Raw genomic sequence first — 17,880 nt, 5'->3', positions numbered from 1 at the left:
CCTAACTCGTCTAGGCGCTAATTTAGGCACTGATTTTTTGCCACGCATTAATCTGTGGGTGCGCAATACGGCGCATGTTTGATGGACGCCAAAATAACGCCTCACCTGGAGCCAATATAATATAACCGCCTAGCGCACACTGCTCTGATAGCCGCGCTAAAATATCACGCTGATCAAACTTACGAAAATACAGCAGCATATTTTGGCAGACAATCACTTGTTGTAAATGCGGGGTTGGCGGCTCTTGATTGATAATATTATGTAAAGTAAAACGTACCTGCTGTTTTAAGGTTGGCATCACTTGCCAGTTTGCATTTACGCTATTTTTTATGGTTTGCTTAGTATTAGTCGCCACAGGAGCAAAACGTAATGCTTCAATGACGCTTGTCTGACGCAATGGCTGGATAAATTGCTGACAATGCGGCGGAATTAAAGCCTGCTGTCTGTTGTCATACTGTCCTACGCGTGCTTTTTTTAATGCTTGTTCGCTGACGTCAGTACCCAATATAGTGTAATGAGTCAGATGCTTTGCCGCCAAGCTCATTGCTAGCGACCAAGTCTCTTGCCCACTCGCACAGCCGACGCTCCATATCCGAAACAACTCATTAGCGCCAATATCGTCACTGCTATTAACATTACTGTCATTTGCTAATTGCCGCCGTTGATGCTGTAAAGCACACTCGGTGACAAATTCTATAGAAGGCTGATGGCGAAAGAAGCGACTTTCATGAATCAGTACTTTATCCAAGAATTGCTGACGCAGCTCATGATTAATCGGTAACTGCTGCCATAACTGTAGAATAGTGAGCCCATACGATAGTGCCGTTTGCGTGACGGCATTGACCAACCACTTACGCTGAACATTCGGTAATATAAAGCCGATTTCTTGCTCTATATAACGTTGCCATTGCTCTGTATCAAAAGCAGCATCCTGTCTTAAAACCTCGGCCGCTAAAGCGTCGGCTTTATAAATAAAAGGACTGTCTTGTTGCATATGATTATTCATGTGACCTGCTATTAATAGGGTTGCCTTAGATAAGGATAAGATAATAACTAGAGCAACTATTTGGTTAACATTTCAATATAAAAATCATAAATTAAGCGCTAATGACTCAATAATAAATGGCCCTTAAATACTGGCTGATACTCTTTCATCAATATCTAAGTACTCATCATCCGTCTGTTCTGTATGTAATTGCTCATCATCATTAGAAATCTTGAAGCCGGTTACTGACTCTTGCAATGCTGCTGCCATTTCACTCAGCTCACCAATAGAGCGCGCCGTTGCCATCGAACCCGATGACGTCTGCGAGGTAATATCTTGAATGATATTCATCGTATGCGAGATATGACCTGCAGACTCTGCCTGTTGCATAGCGGCGTTGGAGATGTTCTGAATCAGATCCGCCAAGGTATTCGAAACGGTTTGCACCTCTTCTAGTGCCTCACCCGCATCTTTTGCCAAACGGGCACCACGTACCACTTCAGAAGTCGTTGATTCCATCGACATCACCGCTTCACTGGTATCGGCCTGAATGGTTTTTACCAGCGTTTCGATCTGTTTGGTTGCATTGGCTGAACGCTCAGCAAGGCGCTGAACTTCGTCGGCAACAACCGCAAAGCCTCGACCAGCCTCCCCTGCCATCGATGCCTGAATCGCAGCGTTCAATGCCAGAACGTTGGTCTGGTCAGCAATATCGTTAATCAGACCAACGATATCACCAATCTCTTGCGAAGACTCACCAAGGCGTTTGATACGTTTTGAGGTCTCTTGAATCTGATCACGGATAACGTTCATACCTTCAATCGAGCGCTGTACAACTTCCGCACCGTTATAAGCAATAGCAACTGAACGCTGTGCAACCGTTGCCGATTCTGCGGCGTTATTTGAAACTTGGTCAATCGACACCGTCATCTCATTAATAGCCGCTGATACACCAGCAATTTCTTGCGCCTGGTGCTCAGACGCCTCAGCAAGCTCAACCGCATTCATCTGTGTTTGCTCTGAGGACTGCGAGACGCGATCAGCGGTACTGTTAATAACCAGTACCAACTGACGTAATTGGTCAATTGCGAAGTTAACAGAGTCAGCAATCGCACCCGTAAAGTCTTCCGATACGGTCGCATTTACCGTCAAGTCACCGTCTGCCAAATCACCTAGCTCATCCAGTAGACGCAAAATCGCAATCTGGTTACGCTCGTTTTCTTCTTGAATTTGGCGCGCACGCTCAGACTCTGCTTCCGCTTCTTGGCGACGACGCAAGGTCTCTTTTTCAATCAATAAACGTTCTGAGCCGCCACGTTGTTTTAGTAGCTGGAATAACGCAAATAAGATACCAAGCACACCTAAGACAAATACAATCACCGGCAAGACAACTGATTGATTAAAATTCGTTAAATATTGGCTGACCGATGATAATGAATTGACCAGCCAAAACAGACAAGCCACACTTACTAAAGCACAAAGCCCTAATAACAGCTTCCATTTACTATTAGCATCTGTCGTTGTTTTATTCTTACCAGCTACAGGGTTGTTTATAACATCACTCATCGTGCCTCTTCCTTTCAAACAATCGTCAAAGTCGTATCGTGACTGACTCTGAAATCATATTGTCATCAAAACAACAGTGATTAACAAAGCCTGTATGAATGCTGACATATCACTAAACCATGTCAGCCCTTGTTCTTTTATTCTTGCTTTAACAAAAACCGCTTATGAAAAACAGTTAAGTAATAAAGACCGCTATGCTTATATGGCGGCATCGGTATACTGCAAATCTTGTGCAAGCAAGCTTGGCATAAACACATACCAATCTTGCTCATCTTTAAAAAATTTGCCATGGTTATAAGGCGCAAATGGCGAGCTGGGCTCAAGCGCTTCTGGACGATATTGATCTTGAGTGAACTGCTCAATACCCAAGACTTGATCGACCAGCAACCCTGAAAACACATTATCATGGTCAATAACGATAACTTTACGTTGGCTCATTTGCGACAACTGACTAGGCACTTGTAAAAACCGCGACAAATCGGTTAAGGGTAACAAGCGCCCACGAATATTGGCGATGCCGAGCATCCAAGGCTTTACTAAAGGCACGCTGGTATATTCTGGCATGGTCAATATCTCTGATACCTGACCCATTGGTGCCACCAAACGCTGACCACCAATCTCAAACACCACACCTTGCCAGTCAAACTCTTTGCCTCCGCGGCGACCACTTTTGCGCGCGCGTGCTAAGTCTGCTATCCGTAGCAGTTCAATAAACCCTCTGGATGCCACAAGCTACTCCATTACTCTACGAATTATCTGGACCAGACCACTTTCATCAATCGGCTTAGTAATATACTCTTTAGCGCCTTGACGCTTACCCCACACGCGATCAGTTTCTTGATTTTTGGTACTAATCATAATGATAGGAATATGAGACGTGGTTTTCCCACGGGTAATCTTACGAGTTGCCTGAAAGCCGTTCATTTCAGGCATCACCACATCCATTAAGATGACATCTGGCAGGTGGTCAATGGCCATCTGACAGCCTTGCTCACCGTTTGTCGCTTCTAATACTTGATAGTTATTCTTCGCAAGCATGTCGCGAAATTTCGCCATCTCAGATGGCGAGTCGTCAATGACTAAAACAGTAGTCATAGGTGTTTCCTTTATTTTCGATGATATCCATTAGGATATATTATTGATACAAATCGATTAAAATAAGTCGCTATGCGTCAGTGGCCGCATTATTCTCATCAGGGTAAAAATAAAGCAGCAAACTTGCATAACCAACTTTCCTAAACAGCGTCAGTAAGCATAACTGTAAAAATAACTTATCTGCTGATTAGCGACTTATGATGGTTTCTTATAGTGGGCTATTTATAACAGCTTATAATAAGTTTTAAAAAACCTACCGCTATGAGCGATACTGATTAATCGCCTCAAAAAGCTCATCTTTACTAAATGGCTTGGTCAAATACTCATCAGAGCCGACAATGCGACCACGGGCTTTATCAAATAAACCATCTTTCGATGACAACATAATTACAGGCTTGCTGGCATAATCAGGATTGTTTTTTATCAATGCGCAGGTCTGATAACCATCTAAACGTGGCATCATAATGTCCACAAAAATAATATCTGGGTTATGATCGACAATCTTAGCCAAGGCATCAAAACCATCAATGGCGGTTACAACTTCGCAGCCAGCTTTTTGCAATAACGTTTCTGCGGTACGGCGAATGGTCTTTGAGTCATCAATCACCATTACTTTTAAACCATCAAAATTATTTTCCATTATCTCTGTCCTATTAATGACTATTTATTCGTAGTGCTATCTATAAGTACAGATTATCACTCTAATCTGCCAATCTAAGCTATCAATACAAAACAATAAGCGGTTATCTTAATTTATCAGTGAACGTATTTTATCTAAAGATAAACAGCAAACCCTGTATTGTGCTCGATCATAATAGCTAAATTTTCACCATCAGTATCTGCCTATTTATCAGCGCATTACCGTCAGTCACTATACGCACTTTATGGTAAATATTCTTAGCAAATTGCGCGGTATTTTAAGTGCTGTTAAGTGCTGTTAAGCGGTGATAATACCTATATCAGCGTTGCGCAATCATACTATTCAGTCATCGATACAAATCCCAGCTAACCGAACTTCAAGCCTTTTAAGCAATCTTTCATTAAAGCTTAATTATTAAAAGTAGTTCATTCTTACTAAAAGTAGTTGCTGTTACTTAACAGGATTTGATTTAGATGACAATAAAGCCAGATACGATATTTGGTGTTGCGATATTTTGGCATTATATAGAAATAGCGTGCACCTTACCGAATAATTTTATTTTGTCATAAAAATGTATCAATATATTTTATTATGTTTGTTTTAGCACAGTTGCAATGCCTTTTCCAGTCATTTAGTGAATTTATGTTCAAATAAATCAGTGTAAATTCATCGCTCTAGCGCAAGCCCTTTATTTTCGGCCTGTATTATCAGCGTTGCCTATCAACGCAATATTCAACTCAATCAATGCCCATCAGAAAAGACAGGCTAATCATTTCACCGCAGCAAAATTCACTATATAATGAAAATTCGTTGATAATGGTGACTGGTATGACAGATTCTATGTGCTCAAGGCGTTTAAGCACGATATTTTCAAGTGCGCTATTTCTAGCTTCTAGCCCTTTAAAAAAGAGCGTGTACCTCTTAAGTGCTTTGCTCATTATCGCCTGTCAACCCTCCCCTCCGACATCAGAGCCGGTCACTGCCGAAAATAGCGAGACGGTTAATACGCCGCTTTTGATTCGCGCTGATAGCATCACGATGACCCCTGACCATATCCTGAGCGTCAAGCCAACCCGTTATCAGCCAAGTCTTGGCTTAGAAGGTGAAATTGAACCTATTAAAAAGGTCAATCTGATTGCCGGACAAGCGCTGACGGTAGAAAAGGTATTGGTGAAGAAAAATCAATGGGTAGAAAAAGGCGCGCCCTTATTTATTGTTCGTCGTCAAACGTCTCAAATTCAACAGCCAGCTGATGTAGCAGTAGCGGCTACAAACTCAGCAGAAACCGTAGAAGTTAATAAAAAGGCTGATATTAAGCCTGAGCAATCGGCTGCCAATAATCAAAATACGGCAAATGATACCGTTATTAATAGTGATAAGCAGACAAAACAAGCGGTAAAAAATGATACAGAAAGCGATGCGAAAATGACTGCCGCTAACAGTAAAAAGCCAACTACAGACAACGCTACTAGCAGTGGCAGTAATGACGAGCTTAATAACACTCAAGAGGCTGCACCATCAGAAAAATCATACAACCTAATCACGGTGCGGGCGAGTTTTTCTGGTCGGATAGAAAAGCTCTACATTAAAAACGAACAGAAGGTAGAGCCGCGTCAGCCTTTATTAAAGCTCAGTGACGAGACGGAACTGCATTTTATTGCCACCCTTCCCATTGACGCTGAATCGCAAATCTCTGTCGGGCAAACGGTGAATTTTACCGCTGAAGGTTTAATAGATGAGTTTACCGGCCAAGTGAGTAAGCTGACCACCACTCAGCAACCAAAACAGCTGTTGGTTGCTGTCAACGTGGTTGATAATGAAGTCAGTCGCAACCAGATAAGACCTGATATGAAGGTGACTGGACGTGTTGACTACGGACAAATACAGGTCGGTACCACTGTCCCTAAGCGTGCCCTGCATAATGTGGATCTCACTGTGCTGCACAAGCCGCCTTATAAGCCGCTGCGGCCTTTAATCGCCAATGTATGGATTATTAAACAAGACCAGCGTTTGACGCGCCAGCCTGTCGAGGTCATTGAGTATGACCCGCTGACCAAACAATATTTAATCGCGGGCATTACCAATGACAGTTTGATTTGTTTGGCAAATTTACCGGTTGAGTCTGAAGGTAAAAAGGCCGTAGTTTCATAAACATTGAAGCAAGTAGTTACATTGTGTAGAAACATTAACAAAGCATGTCTTGTTTAATAACATCCTGTTTAGGCAATATAGCGTATGCTAAATAGCAGTGATTGAAAATTAAGGGCGCAGTACTTTTAAAGCAGCACTTTTAAAGTGCAGGTTTAAAACAGTACTTTTTAAAATGCAGATTAAACAAACTATAACAACAACTAGAGGAAAAATTATGAGTAAGCAGATTTTACTAATTGAAGATGATCCAGATTTAGCCGAGTTAATCAGTGATTATCTGACCATGAATTACTACGATGTACACCATGCAGGATTGGGTCAAGAAGGTTTAGATTTATTAGACACCAAAGAGCGTGATATTGACTTAGTCGTACTGGACTTGATGCTTCCTGATATGGATGGGATGCAAGTTTGCCAAAAAATACGTGGCAACAAAAACAACATGACCAATAAAGTGCCGATTATTATGCTGACGGCAAAAGGCGATACCACTGACCGCGTATTGGGTTTAGAGATGGGTGCCGATGATTATATCGCCAAACCATTTGAGCCACGTGAGCTATTGGCGCGTATTCGTGCCGTTATTCGTCGTCATGAGCAGCCAAACCAAGCCGACAGCCAATCAGACAGCCTGACTTTCGGTCGCTTGAGCGTCTTTCCTGACAGTCATGAGGTCACTATCGATGACCAACCGGTACGTCTAACGACGCATCAGTTTCAATTGCTGCATTATTTTGCCACCCATTCTGGTAAAGTACTAAACCGCGAGCAATTATGGCAAGCAATGCCAAACGATGACAGCTCAGACAATATTGATCGCGCTATCGACGTGCATATTTCGCGTTTGCGTGCGCTTATTGAAGACAATCCACGTCAGCCAAAACGTATTATTACCGTACGCGGTGTGGGTTATCAATTCGCAACCGATCAAGTATAAATGGCGAATGTAATTAAACGACGTTAGGTTAAGCGATAGTGCCAATAAAACCGATAAAGCGGTTATGAGCGTTTGATAATAGAGATGATTTAATGCAACAACTGGGTTTTCGTTCCGTATTTGCCAAGCTATTTGCCAGTGTCATGCTGGCACTTATCTTATTTGCGGTAGCGATGGTGTTATTGACGCAGTTGGTCCATGACAAAGACGCTGGCATTCGCTCAGAAATCTTAGCCACGCAAATCTTGGGTCAAATAGACCCTTTTTTGCATGAGCTAAACATCGCGGTCAGCAAGGATAATCGCTTACAGTCGCGCTTTATGCTGGCGGTGGTCAAAAAAAGTTTTGATATTTTTGATGAGTCTTTGCAGGCAAAGATGGGTTTGTATGACAGCGAAGGTCATTTGCTTATGCAAACCGACAATAGCGATTTGCCGTTAGAATTGCCGGCGCTGCCCTCTTTATTAGCACGCGTTTTTCCCTCATTTGCTGAAACCTCCCCAACCAAGCAAGCCCAAGTCTATAGTAGTACGGGCTATACGCTACTCTATGAGTCACGCTTAGCACCTAAAAAACCTGTACTTTCGGCGGCGCTAAACTTATTTACCGGTACCTTATTGCTGCTGATTATTATGGCAGGTGTGCTTTGGTGGATTGCTCGTACCATTACTTGGCGTATCAATCAGATGAGTCAGCAGATGGCTGAACTCGGTGATGGTGACTTTAGCGTGCGTGTCAATGCACGCGGTAATGATGAGATTGCCTCACTCGCCCGCGGCTTTAACCAAGCAGCACAAAAGATTGAACACCTTATTAATGCCAATAATCTATTGTTGGCACACGCCTCGCACGAGCTGCGCACGCCTATCACCCGTATCCGTTTACAGATTGAGATGATGGATATGCTGGCAGCAGCCTTGCCGAGCGATACCAAAGAAAAATTTGATAAACGTGCCCATGCGATCAATCGTGATCTGTCAGGACTGAATGATTTGGTTGAAAGTATCTTGCTCGTCAGCCGATTAGACGCCGGTCATGCGCTACAGCAAGTTGAACATTTAGACTTATATGACTTGGTCAATCAGGAACGCCAGCATTATCCTGAAGCAACGTTGATTGGTGAACACATCGTCATTGATGGTCAATCATCCATGCTTACCCATTTAATTCGTAACCTACTGACCAATGCCATGCTGCATGGCAAGCCGCCTGTTACTGTATTGCTTTATGGCGTGCAAACCTTAGAGGAAGCCAATGATATCCCTGACTTCCTACTGCAAACCATACTGTGCAGCAGCTTTGTCGACTATAACAGCTCCGACTTTGATTCTTATGAAGAAGTCACTCATAGCGTTAATCAGCTTGAAAACGCGCAAAACAATCAACATGGCGATAATGACTCTATTGACGTTAGTGACACAAAATCTAAGCCAACTTCAGCAGAAGCAACAGAAATAGCATTATTACCTGCTCCCGCTATTTATAAAAATGGTGAAAGCGTCACGGCGCTTACTGATGTTCAGAATGAAACTATTGAGGTTGATGGTGATAGCGATAATGATACGAGCTTAGTCACGGATAAATCACAGCCTTCAGAACTTATTGACGTACCTAGTAAGGTAAACAGTAACGTAAACACTGACATAAGCAGTGCCATAAACACTGACACAAACAGCAATGATGAGTCTAAAACTATTAATGAGCCTTCGCTTAGATCCAATTATCAACGCTTCACGAGCGATTTAACCGATAAAATTAAAAAAGTCATTTGGCGCGCGGTTCCTGAAAATCAGGAGATATCACTTCTCAGTATTGAAGACAATGCTATCAATCAAAACGCAGAAAACACCGATAAAAACAATAGTACTGAGAAAAATGACGCTAAAGATAACTCTAAGAGCAATAATAAAGAGAACGCTAAAGATAATGGCGAGACAGCAAATACACCACGTAAAGAGGGTTTGTTTAGTAAGCATCTAAAAAAAGCAAAAACCGAACCAACCCGCCCGCTACCAAAATATGCCGTGTTGGCAGTGATTGATGAAGGCGACGGCATCCCTGAAAACAAACGCGAAGAAGTTTTTAGTCCCTTTGTACGCTTACAGCAAAAGAATAAAGGCTCGGGACTTGGCTTATCCTTGGTTGCCCAAATTGTCACCGCGCACCAAGGGCGTATCCTGACCGACACTATTAATGGTCATACGCGATTTTTAGTGGTGCTACCTGTGAAACACGACCCTCATTATCATCATGAAAGCCGTGATTAATCCTACAGCTCAGTCTTAAAAAACTCAGCGGCAAAAAATTTACTGCTAAGAAATCAGTGCTACAAACATGCCTGATGATGTCATACTGCTTCTTTATTTCATAACCATTTATTCGAAATGACGATGAATTTACGCGCTACCAGTTTTGATTGCTTCGTTTCTTAATAGCGAGCAAGCCAAGATTATCCTTAAGTCATGGATGTCCATATCCAAAACACTGCATAATATGCTATATTAGCGCCCCTTATTATGGGGTTATTGAATGTTGTTTTTAACCGTGCTCTTTACGATGTAAGAGACCCTACAACCGCTTCATGACTATTAAAATATTTATTGAATTTTGAGCCCTCCATGAGTGACATGATTGTCTTAAACGATGTGACCAAAAGTTTTCTAAGCGACCGGTCTATAAAAGATAAAGACGGCAAGCCACATTGGTTTACTGCTGTCGAGCCGACGTCTTTAACTGTGCAGCAAGGCGAGATATTTGGCTTGATGGGCTATTCGGGTGCGGGTAAATCTACCCTCTTACGCCTGATTAATTTGCTTGAGCGTCCAGATTCCGGTCAAGTCATCGTCGATGGTACGGATTTGACTACCTTATCCGCTAGTGATTTACGTATCGCTCGCCATAATATCGGTATGATTTTTCAGCAGTTTAACCTGATGTCCAATCGTACTGTCTTTGATAATGTCGCCTTTAACTTAACGGTGGCAGGTTATCCGAGCGCCGATATCCATAAGCGCGTGATGGACTGCTTAGAAATAGTCGACTTGATCGACCGTGCCGGGCATTATCCTGCGCAGTTATCAGGGGGACAAAAGCAGCGTGTCGGTATCGCGCGCGCCATTGCGCCAAGCCCAAAAGTATTATTGGCGGATGAGCCGACCAGTGCGCTTGACCCTGCGACCACGCGCAGCTTATTGACTTGTCTACGCGATATTAATGAACAGCTTGGCGTCACCATCGTCATTGTCACGCATGAAATGAGCGTGATTCGCAGGTTATGCGACCGCGCAGCGTTGTTACATCAAGGGCAATTGCTTGAAGTTGCCGATATTCGCGACGGTCTGATTCAGGCCACCACAACGATTGGCAAAGGCTTGGTTCACGAAGACTAAGAGGTAGGAGAATAGACATGTTAACTGGTGCTGAATTATCCGCCTCGATAGACAAACTGCTCGCGCTGCGCAAAGAGATTTGGCAGGCGTTTGTAGATACCTTTATTATGCTTGGTATCTCAACGACGGTCGCCATCGTGATCGGCGGTTTGTTTGGGGTTTTCTTATTTTTATCTAGTGATCGGCAGTTTTTGCAAAACAAGACGCTATACGGTGTGCTTGGGGCGATTACCAACTTTATGCGCGCCTTCCCATTTGTGATTTTGATGATTGCCATGAGCCCTTTTACCAAAGCCATTGTTGGCACCGGTATTGGACCGATTGCCGCCTCTTTGGTACTGGCGATTGCGGGTTCCTTTTACTTTGCGCGCTTGGTTGAACAAAACCTGCGTGAAGTGCCACGTGGTATTATCGAAGCAACTGAATCGATGGGCGCCCGTCCTTTTACCATTATCAAAGTGCTGCTTAACGAAGCGCGTTCTGGCTTGGTATTGTCGGTCACCATTTTATGTATCAGCTTACTGTCGTTTTCGGCAGCTGCCGGTATGATTGGCGGTGGCGGTCTGGGTGATTTGGCGATTCGTTATGGCTATTATCGTTATCAAACTGAAGTGATGGTATTTATTGTCGTCATGCTGTCGATTATGGTTATCGGGATTCAGGCCTCAGGTAATTGGATAGCCATGCGTTTGGATAAGCGCTAAATTTCACTTATAAATTGACTATAAACAGTATTAGTCATTGGCTCTTAAAGCACGCATATTAAACGTTTGATATGAATAATGCGCAAGCTTTAATGCCGATTCATCCTAAGCAAATGCTTGACTTTGTAACTGATTCCCTTTAATTTTGATACTATCTTAACAACCGTTAACTTAGCAGCATTACTATTCATAATGTTGCTTTTTTAATGCGGGTTTTAAACGTTGATACTCAATCCCCTATTCCCATCCCTTATTAAGGAAGTTTCATGAAATTAACAGATATCAGCCGTCAAGTAGCCACAGCATTTGCTGCGGTTGGCGTATCAGGTCTTGTATTGGTCGGTTGCAACAACTCATCAGCGCCAGAAGCCAACAAAGAGCCAGTCACTGAAGGCGCAACGGAAACAACGACCACAGAAACAGCCGCGACCAGCGATATCGATCCTGAGCATAGCAAAATTGTCATCGGCACCACCGAAGGTGACTTTGCCGATATGGTACGTAACCAAGTAAAAGGCTCGTTAGAAGCACAAGGTTATGAAGTTGAGCTCGTCACATTTACCGATTATGTGCGTCCAAACATCGCCTTGGCTGATGGTGATTTAGACATCAACATCTTCCAGCATAAGCCTTATCTTGATACCTTCAAAAAAGAAAATAACCTTGATTTGGTTGAAGCCTTCCAAGTACCAACAGCCCCACTTGGCATTTATTCAGGCAAAAAGACGAAAATCGATGAAGTCTACAAAGGCATGAGCGTTTCTGCGCCTAATGACCCAAGTAACTTTGCCCGTGCGTTAGTGATGATGAATGAGCTAGGTTGGATTACGTTAAAAGACAATATCGACCCATTGACCGCCTCAAAAACCGATATCGCTGATAACAGCAAATATGACATCAAAATCGTCGAGCTAGAAGCCGCCCAGCTACCACGTGCGCGTGATGAAGTTGACTTTGCAATCATCAATGGTAACTATGCGACTGATGCCGGTATCAAGCTGACTGAAGCGCTATTCCAAGAGCCAAGCTTTGCTTATGTCAACTGGTCAGCGATCAAAACTGCTGATAAAGACAAGAAATGGGTAAAAGACGTGACCAACGCTTATAACTCAGAAGCCTTTAAAAAGTATGCGCATGATAGCTTCCCAGGTTACAAATACCCAAAAATCTGGGGTACTGATACTGCTTCTACAACAGCTACTGCTCCTGTTACAGAAGCTGCTGCTCAGTAATTGCTTGCCTCATGATTTAAGATAGTTTATGCCAATAAAGTATCTTAAAAATTAAATAGAAAAAGCCCATTATTAAATAATGGGCTTTTTCGTTAATATTTTAGCTGGTTGCTATTTATTCTTTCTCTATTTTTGGTAAATAAGACTACTTGGTTTTTCTAAAAACATCCAATTCGATATCATAGCTTGGTGCAGACTTTTTAAATAAATATTTACCATGACGAACAGAAGCAAGCACGTCAGCGCGTTGACGCACCGCCTCAAACGGACTATCGGCGTCCAATACCAAAAAGTTAGCTGGCTTACCAACATCCAAACCGTATTCATCTTCGATATTTAAGGTCTTTGCGCCATTTATGGTAATAAAGTCGAGACAGACGTCAAGCTGCGGCAGCGACATAGTTTGCGCCAAATGAATACCGTTATCCAAGATATTCATCATATTGCCGTTACCAGTTGGATACCACGGATCGTTAATAGAGTCTTGACCAAAGCTGACGTTAATACCATTTTCCCAAAACTCTTTGACCCGCGTCAAACCACGGCGTTTTGGATAAGTGTCCTGACGACCTTGCAAGTAAGCATTTTCGGTTGGTAATGCGATAAAGTTCATGCCTGACTGCTCAAATAGCCCCATCATCCGAAATGCATAAGCATCATCTGCTGAGCCAAATGAGCAAGTATGACTCGCCGTCGAGCGCGCGCCGATACCTTCAATCATAACCAAAGCATTTAATAGTTGCACGTGACGGCTCATCGGGTCATCAGTTTCGTCACAGTGGACGTCGATGAGCTTGTCATATTTAAGCGCAAGCTCCACCGTTTTACGCACAGAATCTTGACCGAATTCATACGCCCATTCAAAATGCGGAATACCGCCAACACAGTCCGCGCCCATTTTTAACGCTTCCTCCATCAACTCGACAGCGCCTTTATAGGCGTACATGCCTTCTTGCGGGAACGCCACAATCTGAATGGTAACGTTGTCTTTTAACTCTTCGCGCAGCTCGAGCATCGCTTTGAGCCCTGTTAAATCAGGGTCGCAAACGTCGATATGGGTACGAATGTACTGCACGCCTTTAGAAACCTCTTCCTGAATGCCTCTTAGCATCCGCGCTTTGGCATCTTCAAAAGATTGCGTTTTTTTGACATCATGCCAGCGCGCAATCCCTTCAAATAGCGTACCTGAAGCATTTTTCGCCTCATCACCGCCGCCGGTATAGACATAATCTAAATGCAGATGCGAGTCTACATAAGGTGGCACAACCAACCGACCTTTCAGGTCAATCTCTTCTGTAGCAGCCGGTAAACCCTTACCTATTTGCTGAATAACACCGTCTTTGACGAGAATTTCATTAGCATCGCTATTGCGATAGATAGTAGCATTGGTAAATTTAATCATGACAAACTCCTATTATTGCTAAAAGTTAGTTATTAAAAATGCGTTATTTAAAATTGCTTATCAAAACCTAGTTATTAATTGTTATTAGATTATTAGACAACAGGCGCCGCCAAGGTTTTCTTAGAGATTACCGTAATAATAATGGCAGGAACGAAACACAAAATAGACAGATAGACGATACCCAAGACACCGGTTTCTGGCATATGCACCAAAATCAAACCGGCAAGCCAAGTGGCAATCATAATTGAAAAGTTAAATACGCTCGATTGTACCGAGGTCGCGACAGCTTTTGCTTCCGTCACCTGATGGCTAACAGCCGTTTGAAACATCGTTACCAGAGGTCCGAATGCCAGTCCCCAAAGTAAAAAAGCAAAATGTGCAAAACCATTTGTCCCTCTAAAGAAGACAAACAACAGCATGGCAACTACGCCACAAACTAACATCCCAACGATTAAACCCCGTAAATGGGTATCAATAATCTTGGCCGATAAGATGACAGAGATGACCGAACCTATCCCAAAGATAAATAGCGCTAAACTGATACCGCCAACGAACTTAATGGTTTCGACCAATAGCGTGATATAGGTGTAGGTGCTGTAATGGGCGACGACTGCTAAAAAAGTCAGTGCTAAAACAATCCAGACGCTAGGTATTTTGAGCACCGCTATTGGCGAGTTACTTTGGGTCAGTTTTTCACCTTGCACCGATGGCAAAAACTTCATAGCCAGCAGTGCAATCACCGCACCCAATACACCCAGTACGATAAATGAGGTACGCCAGCCAACTTGAGTGCCAATATAGGTCATAATCGGTAGACCCAGACTGACACCAAAGGTATTGCCCGCCATAATAATAGTGATAGCCTTACCATGCAGGTTTTCTGGCACCAATGCCGTCCCATAGGCGGCAATCATCGGCCACATAATCCCTGCACAAATACCGCCAATAATACGCATGGTGACGATAAGCGCATAAGATGAGGTAAGACCGACGACGATATTAGAAATGGCAAAGCCCGCCAATAAAACCATCAAAAGAATTTTTCGATTGACCCACAACGTCATACTAATAAGCGGAATAGCGAAAATCGCTGATGCCAGCGCGTATATACCAACCAAAAACCCTACCTGAGTCTGCTCAATACCTAAGCCGGCGGTCATTTGCGGCAAAATACCCGACGGCATCAGCTCTGAGAGAATACCAATAAAAGTCACGCTTGCCATCAAACCAAAAATAAACCACGAAATAGGGTTTTGATGCTGACTGTCTGCACCATTTTTTAAATGACTGTCTTGTACAGTACTTGCCTTTGAAAGATTGGACACATCCTCTCCTAATTGAATGAAGTTGCTAGAAGATTGTGGAACTTGGCTTTGTTCATCGTTATTTTGTTAATCGCTACCTTGTTAACCATTACTTTATTGATAGCTGTATCAATAAAAACCTATATACCTCTCTATATATAATTTTTTATGGATAAATAAATTTGTCATTTGTTTGGTTATACTCTAGCATTACGTCCATTTTATGGATACCCCTTACCATAGTAAGGTTTTGTAATTTCAGTATTTTTCTATCTTAAATAGCTCCTGTAAACAAATTATTAATAACCTTAGGAGTTATAAAGTGACGTTACAGCCTGTTTGTCGTTTGTAGGAAAGCGTCACCCGCCCTTTCACTTACCGCTACTTTTTTCTATAGTGGTTAGGTTAAGCTTAATAGAAGCTGAGGCTAATAGAAATTGAGAACATTATATTTCTGATTAAATCCTATATTAATAAATATAAAAGCTATTAATAAATCACAAAAACAACAAGGACAATAATATGCGTGCTAAAACTTATAATATTCGCACCGCTGGACAAGCGAGCATTCCGGTACTCGGACTGGGTACGTGGCAATCAACGGGACAAGACTGTATCGATGTCGTCAGCCAAGGCCTAAAAATGGGCTACGAGCACATTGATACCGCCCAAGCTTATGATAATGAAAAAGAAGTGGGAAAAGGCATTAAGCAATCAGGTGTTGCTCGCGATAAGTTCTTTTTAACGACGAAAATATTTCCTGATGACATGAAGTTTGAGCCAGAAAAGCTTATTGCTGCGGCCAAGCGTTCGTTAGAAAACTTAGATACCGATTACGTTGATTTACTGCTGCTACATTGGCCTGATGATCGTGTGCCTTTATCTGAAACCATTCCTGCACTGTGTGAGCTCCAAAAACAAGGGCTAACGCGCAATATCGGCGTGTCTAACTTTAATATCGCCAATATCATCGAAGCCAAGCGCTATGCTGATGTGCCTATTGCGGTCAATCAGGTGGAGTTTCACCCCTTTATTAAGCAAAAAACGTTGCAGACCTTTTTAAACAATCACCATATTTTATTAGAAGCGTATTCGCCGCTTGCCCGCGGAGATGTTTTTGATAATAAAATCATTAAAGACATCGCTGATAGACACGGTATCACTCCAGCGCAAGTATCGCTGGCGTGGATTTTATCCGATAAACAGCGTATTGCGATTCCAAAAACGTCTAACCCTGAGCACTTACAAGGCAACTTAGATGCTGTCAAGGTAACGCTCAGTGCAGATGAACTTGAGAAAATCGGCAGCTTAGCGCGTAGCGACGGGCGTAAAATTAAACATCCGGATTATTCACCAGAATGGGATGATTAATAAATAATATTTATTGAAATATTAGGCAAAAAAAAGCCAGTGATAAAGATCACTGGCTTTTTTATATTTAACGCTTTTTACGATAACTATTGATAATTATTATTGTCAGCGCAATTACTGCTGTAAAGTCTTGGTTTCATGCACTTTTTCAGCAGGATTATATTGCTCAGAAGCAGGGACTGCGCCATTACGATTGTTTTCTTTCATCGATTTGGCCACTTCTGGCGGCATATAATTTTCATCATGCTTGGCCAATACTTCGCCTGCGACAAAGGTATCGCCTTGCATTTTACCGGTTGCAACCACGCCTGAGTTTTCAGCGAATAAATCTGGCAAGATACCTTGATAAGTCACGGGCACGGTCGACTCAAAGTCGGTGATAGCAAATTCAATGCTTAACGGGTCGTCTGGCGCACGTTGGACACTACCAGCAACTACCATACCGCCAGCACGGATACGCTTATCCTGCGGCGCTTCACCTTGCGCAATGGCAGTGGCGTCAAAGTAGTAATCGGTCTGTTGCCCAATGGCATAAATCACCAACACCACGGCAATCGCCGCCCCTGCAAGCGTAAACATAACCCACATCAGTTTTTTGCGACGAACTGCGTTCATACCACTACCTCATTGATGAGTCGCTGTTTTACAAACTGCTCGTCTGCAAAACAGAAAATATTAAAGAAATTCCTATTAGACTGACTTGATAACAAGCCCGTCTAACCGTACTTTTCTAATACCTATATGGTAGCATTTTTTGCCCAAATCAATAAGCCCCCTCGCAACTGATGAGATCATATATTTACCATTGGATAATAACAATTTTATAAGCTAAAAATTTGATATTAAAAAGGACTGTTTAAGGAGTATTGTTAAGAGGATTGTTTGGTCGCAGGATTAGGAGTCTTAGCAGCGCGCTGTGCTTGACGCGCTTGCTGAATCGTTAGCTGCTTGATAAGCGCTTGCCGTTGACGACGGCTATAGATGATAAAAATCAGCATCATGCCGACTGTAATTGCCCAGCATGACCAGACAAACACCCCATGCTCACCCATGGCGATAAACTCAGAGACGCTATAAAAGTAAGGCTGCATCATATTTCCCTAG

General features: G+C 42.8%; 15 protein-coding genes and 1 pseudogene. 7 read left to right on the top strand and 9 right to left on the bottom strand.

Features of this window, described 5'->3' with window-relative positions:
- Nucleotides 1-22: 22 nt before the first annotated feature.
- From B3Q63_RS03835 to pilG, 5 genes and pseudogenes are all read right to left on the bottom strand, one after another.
- Nucleotides 23-1,006 (bottom strand): CheR family methyltransferase, encoded by a 984-nt coding sequence (locus tag B3Q63_RS03835; RefSeq protein WP_296173994.1) that lies wholly within the window; start codon nt 1,004-1,006, stop codon nt 23-25.
- A 207-nt stretch (nt 1,007-1,213) separates the two neighbouring features.
- Nucleotides 1,214-2,218, bottom strand: a pseudogene (locus B3Q63_RS03830) (methyl-accepting chemotaxis protein); the annotation flags it as partial.
- A 531-nt stretch (nt 2,219-2,749) separates the two neighbouring features.
- On the bottom strand, nt 2,750-3,280 hold the full coding sequence (locus B3Q63_RS03825) for a chemotaxis protein CheW (protein ID WP_201565077.1): 531 nt from the start codon (nt 3,278-3,280) through the stop codon (nt 2,750-2,752).
- Nucleotides 3,281-3,283: 3 nt separating this feature from the next.
- Nucleotides 3,284-3,646 carry a response regulator gene (locus tag B3Q63_RS03820; protein ID WP_183620243.1) on the bottom strand — a complete coding sequence of 121 codons (363 nt, stop codon included), beginning with the start codon at nt 3,644-3,646 and terminating at the stop codon, nt 3,284-3,286.
- 259 nt (nt 3,647-3,905) lie between these two features.
- On the bottom strand, nt 3,906-4,286 hold the full coding sequence (gene pilG / locus B3Q63_RS03815) for a twitching motility response regulator PilG (protein ID WP_149488687.1): 381 nt from the start codon (nt 4,284-4,286) through the stop codon (nt 3,906-3,908).
- A gap of 828 nt (nt 4,287-5,114) precedes the next feature.
- On the opposite strand from pilG, the gene B3Q63_RS03810 reads away from it, so the two are divergent.
- The 6 genes from B3Q63_RS03810 to B3Q63_RS03785 all read left to right on the top strand — a co-directional run bounded on the left by B3Q63_RS03810 (nt 5,115) and on the right by B3Q63_RS03785 (nt 12,699).
- Nucleotides 5,115-6,437: an efflux RND transporter periplasmic adaptor subunit gene (locus tag B3Q63_RS03810; RefSeq protein ID WP_296173988.1), complete on the top strand. Its 1,323-nt coding sequence runs from the start codon at nt 5,115-5,117 to the stop codon at nt 6,435-6,437.
- 214 nt (nt 6,438-6,651) lie between these two features.
- Nucleotides 6,652-7,374 carry a response regulator transcription factor gene (locus tag B3Q63_RS03805; RefSeq protein WP_057761578.1) on the top strand — a complete coding sequence of 241 codons (723 nt, stop codon included), beginning with the start codon at nt 6,652-6,654 and terminating at the stop codon, nt 7,372-7,374.
- 92 nt (nt 7,375-7,466) lie between these two features.
- The gene (locus tag B3Q63_RS03800) at nt 7,467-9,641 is read left to right on the top strand and encodes an ATP-binding protein (protein ID WP_296173986.1); all 2,175 of its coding nucleotides are present in this window, start codon (nt 7,467-7,469) and stop codon (nt 9,639-9,641) included.
- A gap of 351 nt (nt 9,642-9,992) precedes the next feature.
- Nucleotides 9,993-10,763, top strand: a complete 771-nt coding sequence (locus B3Q63_RS03795; protein WP_201565075.1) for a methionine ABC transporter ATP-binding protein — start codon at nt 9,993-9,995, stop codon at nt 10,761-10,763.
- 17 nt (nt 10,764-10,780) lie between these two features.
- Nucleotides 10,781-11,467, top strand: coding sequence for a methionine ABC transporter permease (locus tag B3Q63_RS03790; RefSeq protein WP_149488683.1), 687 nt, complete (start codon nt 10,781-10,783; stop codon nt 11,465-11,467).
- 266 nt (nt 11,468-11,733) lie between these two features.
- Nucleotides 11,734-12,699: a MetQ/NlpA family ABC transporter substrate-binding protein gene (locus tag B3Q63_RS03785; RefSeq protein WP_201565074.1), complete on the top strand. Its 966-nt coding sequence runs from the start codon at nt 11,734-11,736 to the stop codon at nt 12,697-12,699.
- A 145-nt stretch (nt 12,700-12,844) separates the two neighbouring features.
- Here the strand turns inward: B3Q63_RS03785 and B3Q63_RS03780 are convergent, their stop codons facing one another.
- Both B3Q63_RS03780 and B3Q63_RS03775 read right to left on the bottom strand, forming a co-directional pair.
- Nucleotides 12,845-14,101, bottom strand: coding sequence for an amidohydrolase family protein (locus B3Q63_RS03780; protein ID WP_296173983.1), 1,257 nt, complete (start codon nt 14,099-14,101; stop codon nt 12,845-12,847).
- 92 nt (nt 14,102-14,193) lie between these two features.
- Nucleotides 14,194-15,426: an MFS transporter gene (locus tag B3Q63_RS03775; RefSeq protein WP_296173981.1), complete on the bottom strand. Its 1,233-nt coding sequence runs from the start codon at nt 15,424-15,426 to the stop codon at nt 14,194-14,196.
- Nucleotides 15,427-15,927: 501 nt separating this feature from the next.
- Here B3Q63_RS03775 and B3Q63_RS03770 point away from each other — a divergent pair.
- Nucleotides 15,928-16,776, top strand: coding sequence for an aldo/keto reductase (locus B3Q63_RS03770; RefSeq protein WP_296173980.1), 849 nt, complete (start codon nt 15,928-15,930; stop codon nt 16,774-16,776).
- A 114-nt stretch (nt 16,777-16,890) separates the two neighbouring features.
- Here B3Q63_RS03770 and ccmE read toward each other — a convergent pair whose 3' ends face one another.
- Both ccmE and ccmD read right to left on the bottom strand, forming a co-directional pair.
- Entirely contained in the window at nt 16,891-17,391 is a 501-nt protein-coding gene (gene ccmE / locus B3Q63_RS03765) for a cytochrome c maturation protein CcmE (RefSeq protein ID WP_296173978.1), read from the bottom strand.
- Between the two features lie 254 nt (nt 17,392-17,645).
- On the bottom strand, nt 17,646-17,870 hold the full coding sequence (gene ccmD / locus B3Q63_RS03760; RefSeq protein WP_372830399.1) for a heme exporter protein CcmD: 225 nt from the start codon (nt 17,868-17,870) through the stop codon (nt 17,646-17,648).
- Between the last annotated feature and the right edge of the window lie 10 nt (nt 17,871-17,880).

Source organism: Psychrobacter sp. UBA2769, assembly GCF_002352555.1.
GTDB classification, from domain to species: Bacteria; Pseudomonadota; Gammaproteobacteria; order Pseudomonadales; family Moraxellaceae; genus Psychrobacter; species Psychrobacter maritimus.
This window is presented reverse-complemented; position numbering and strand designations above follow the sequence as displayed.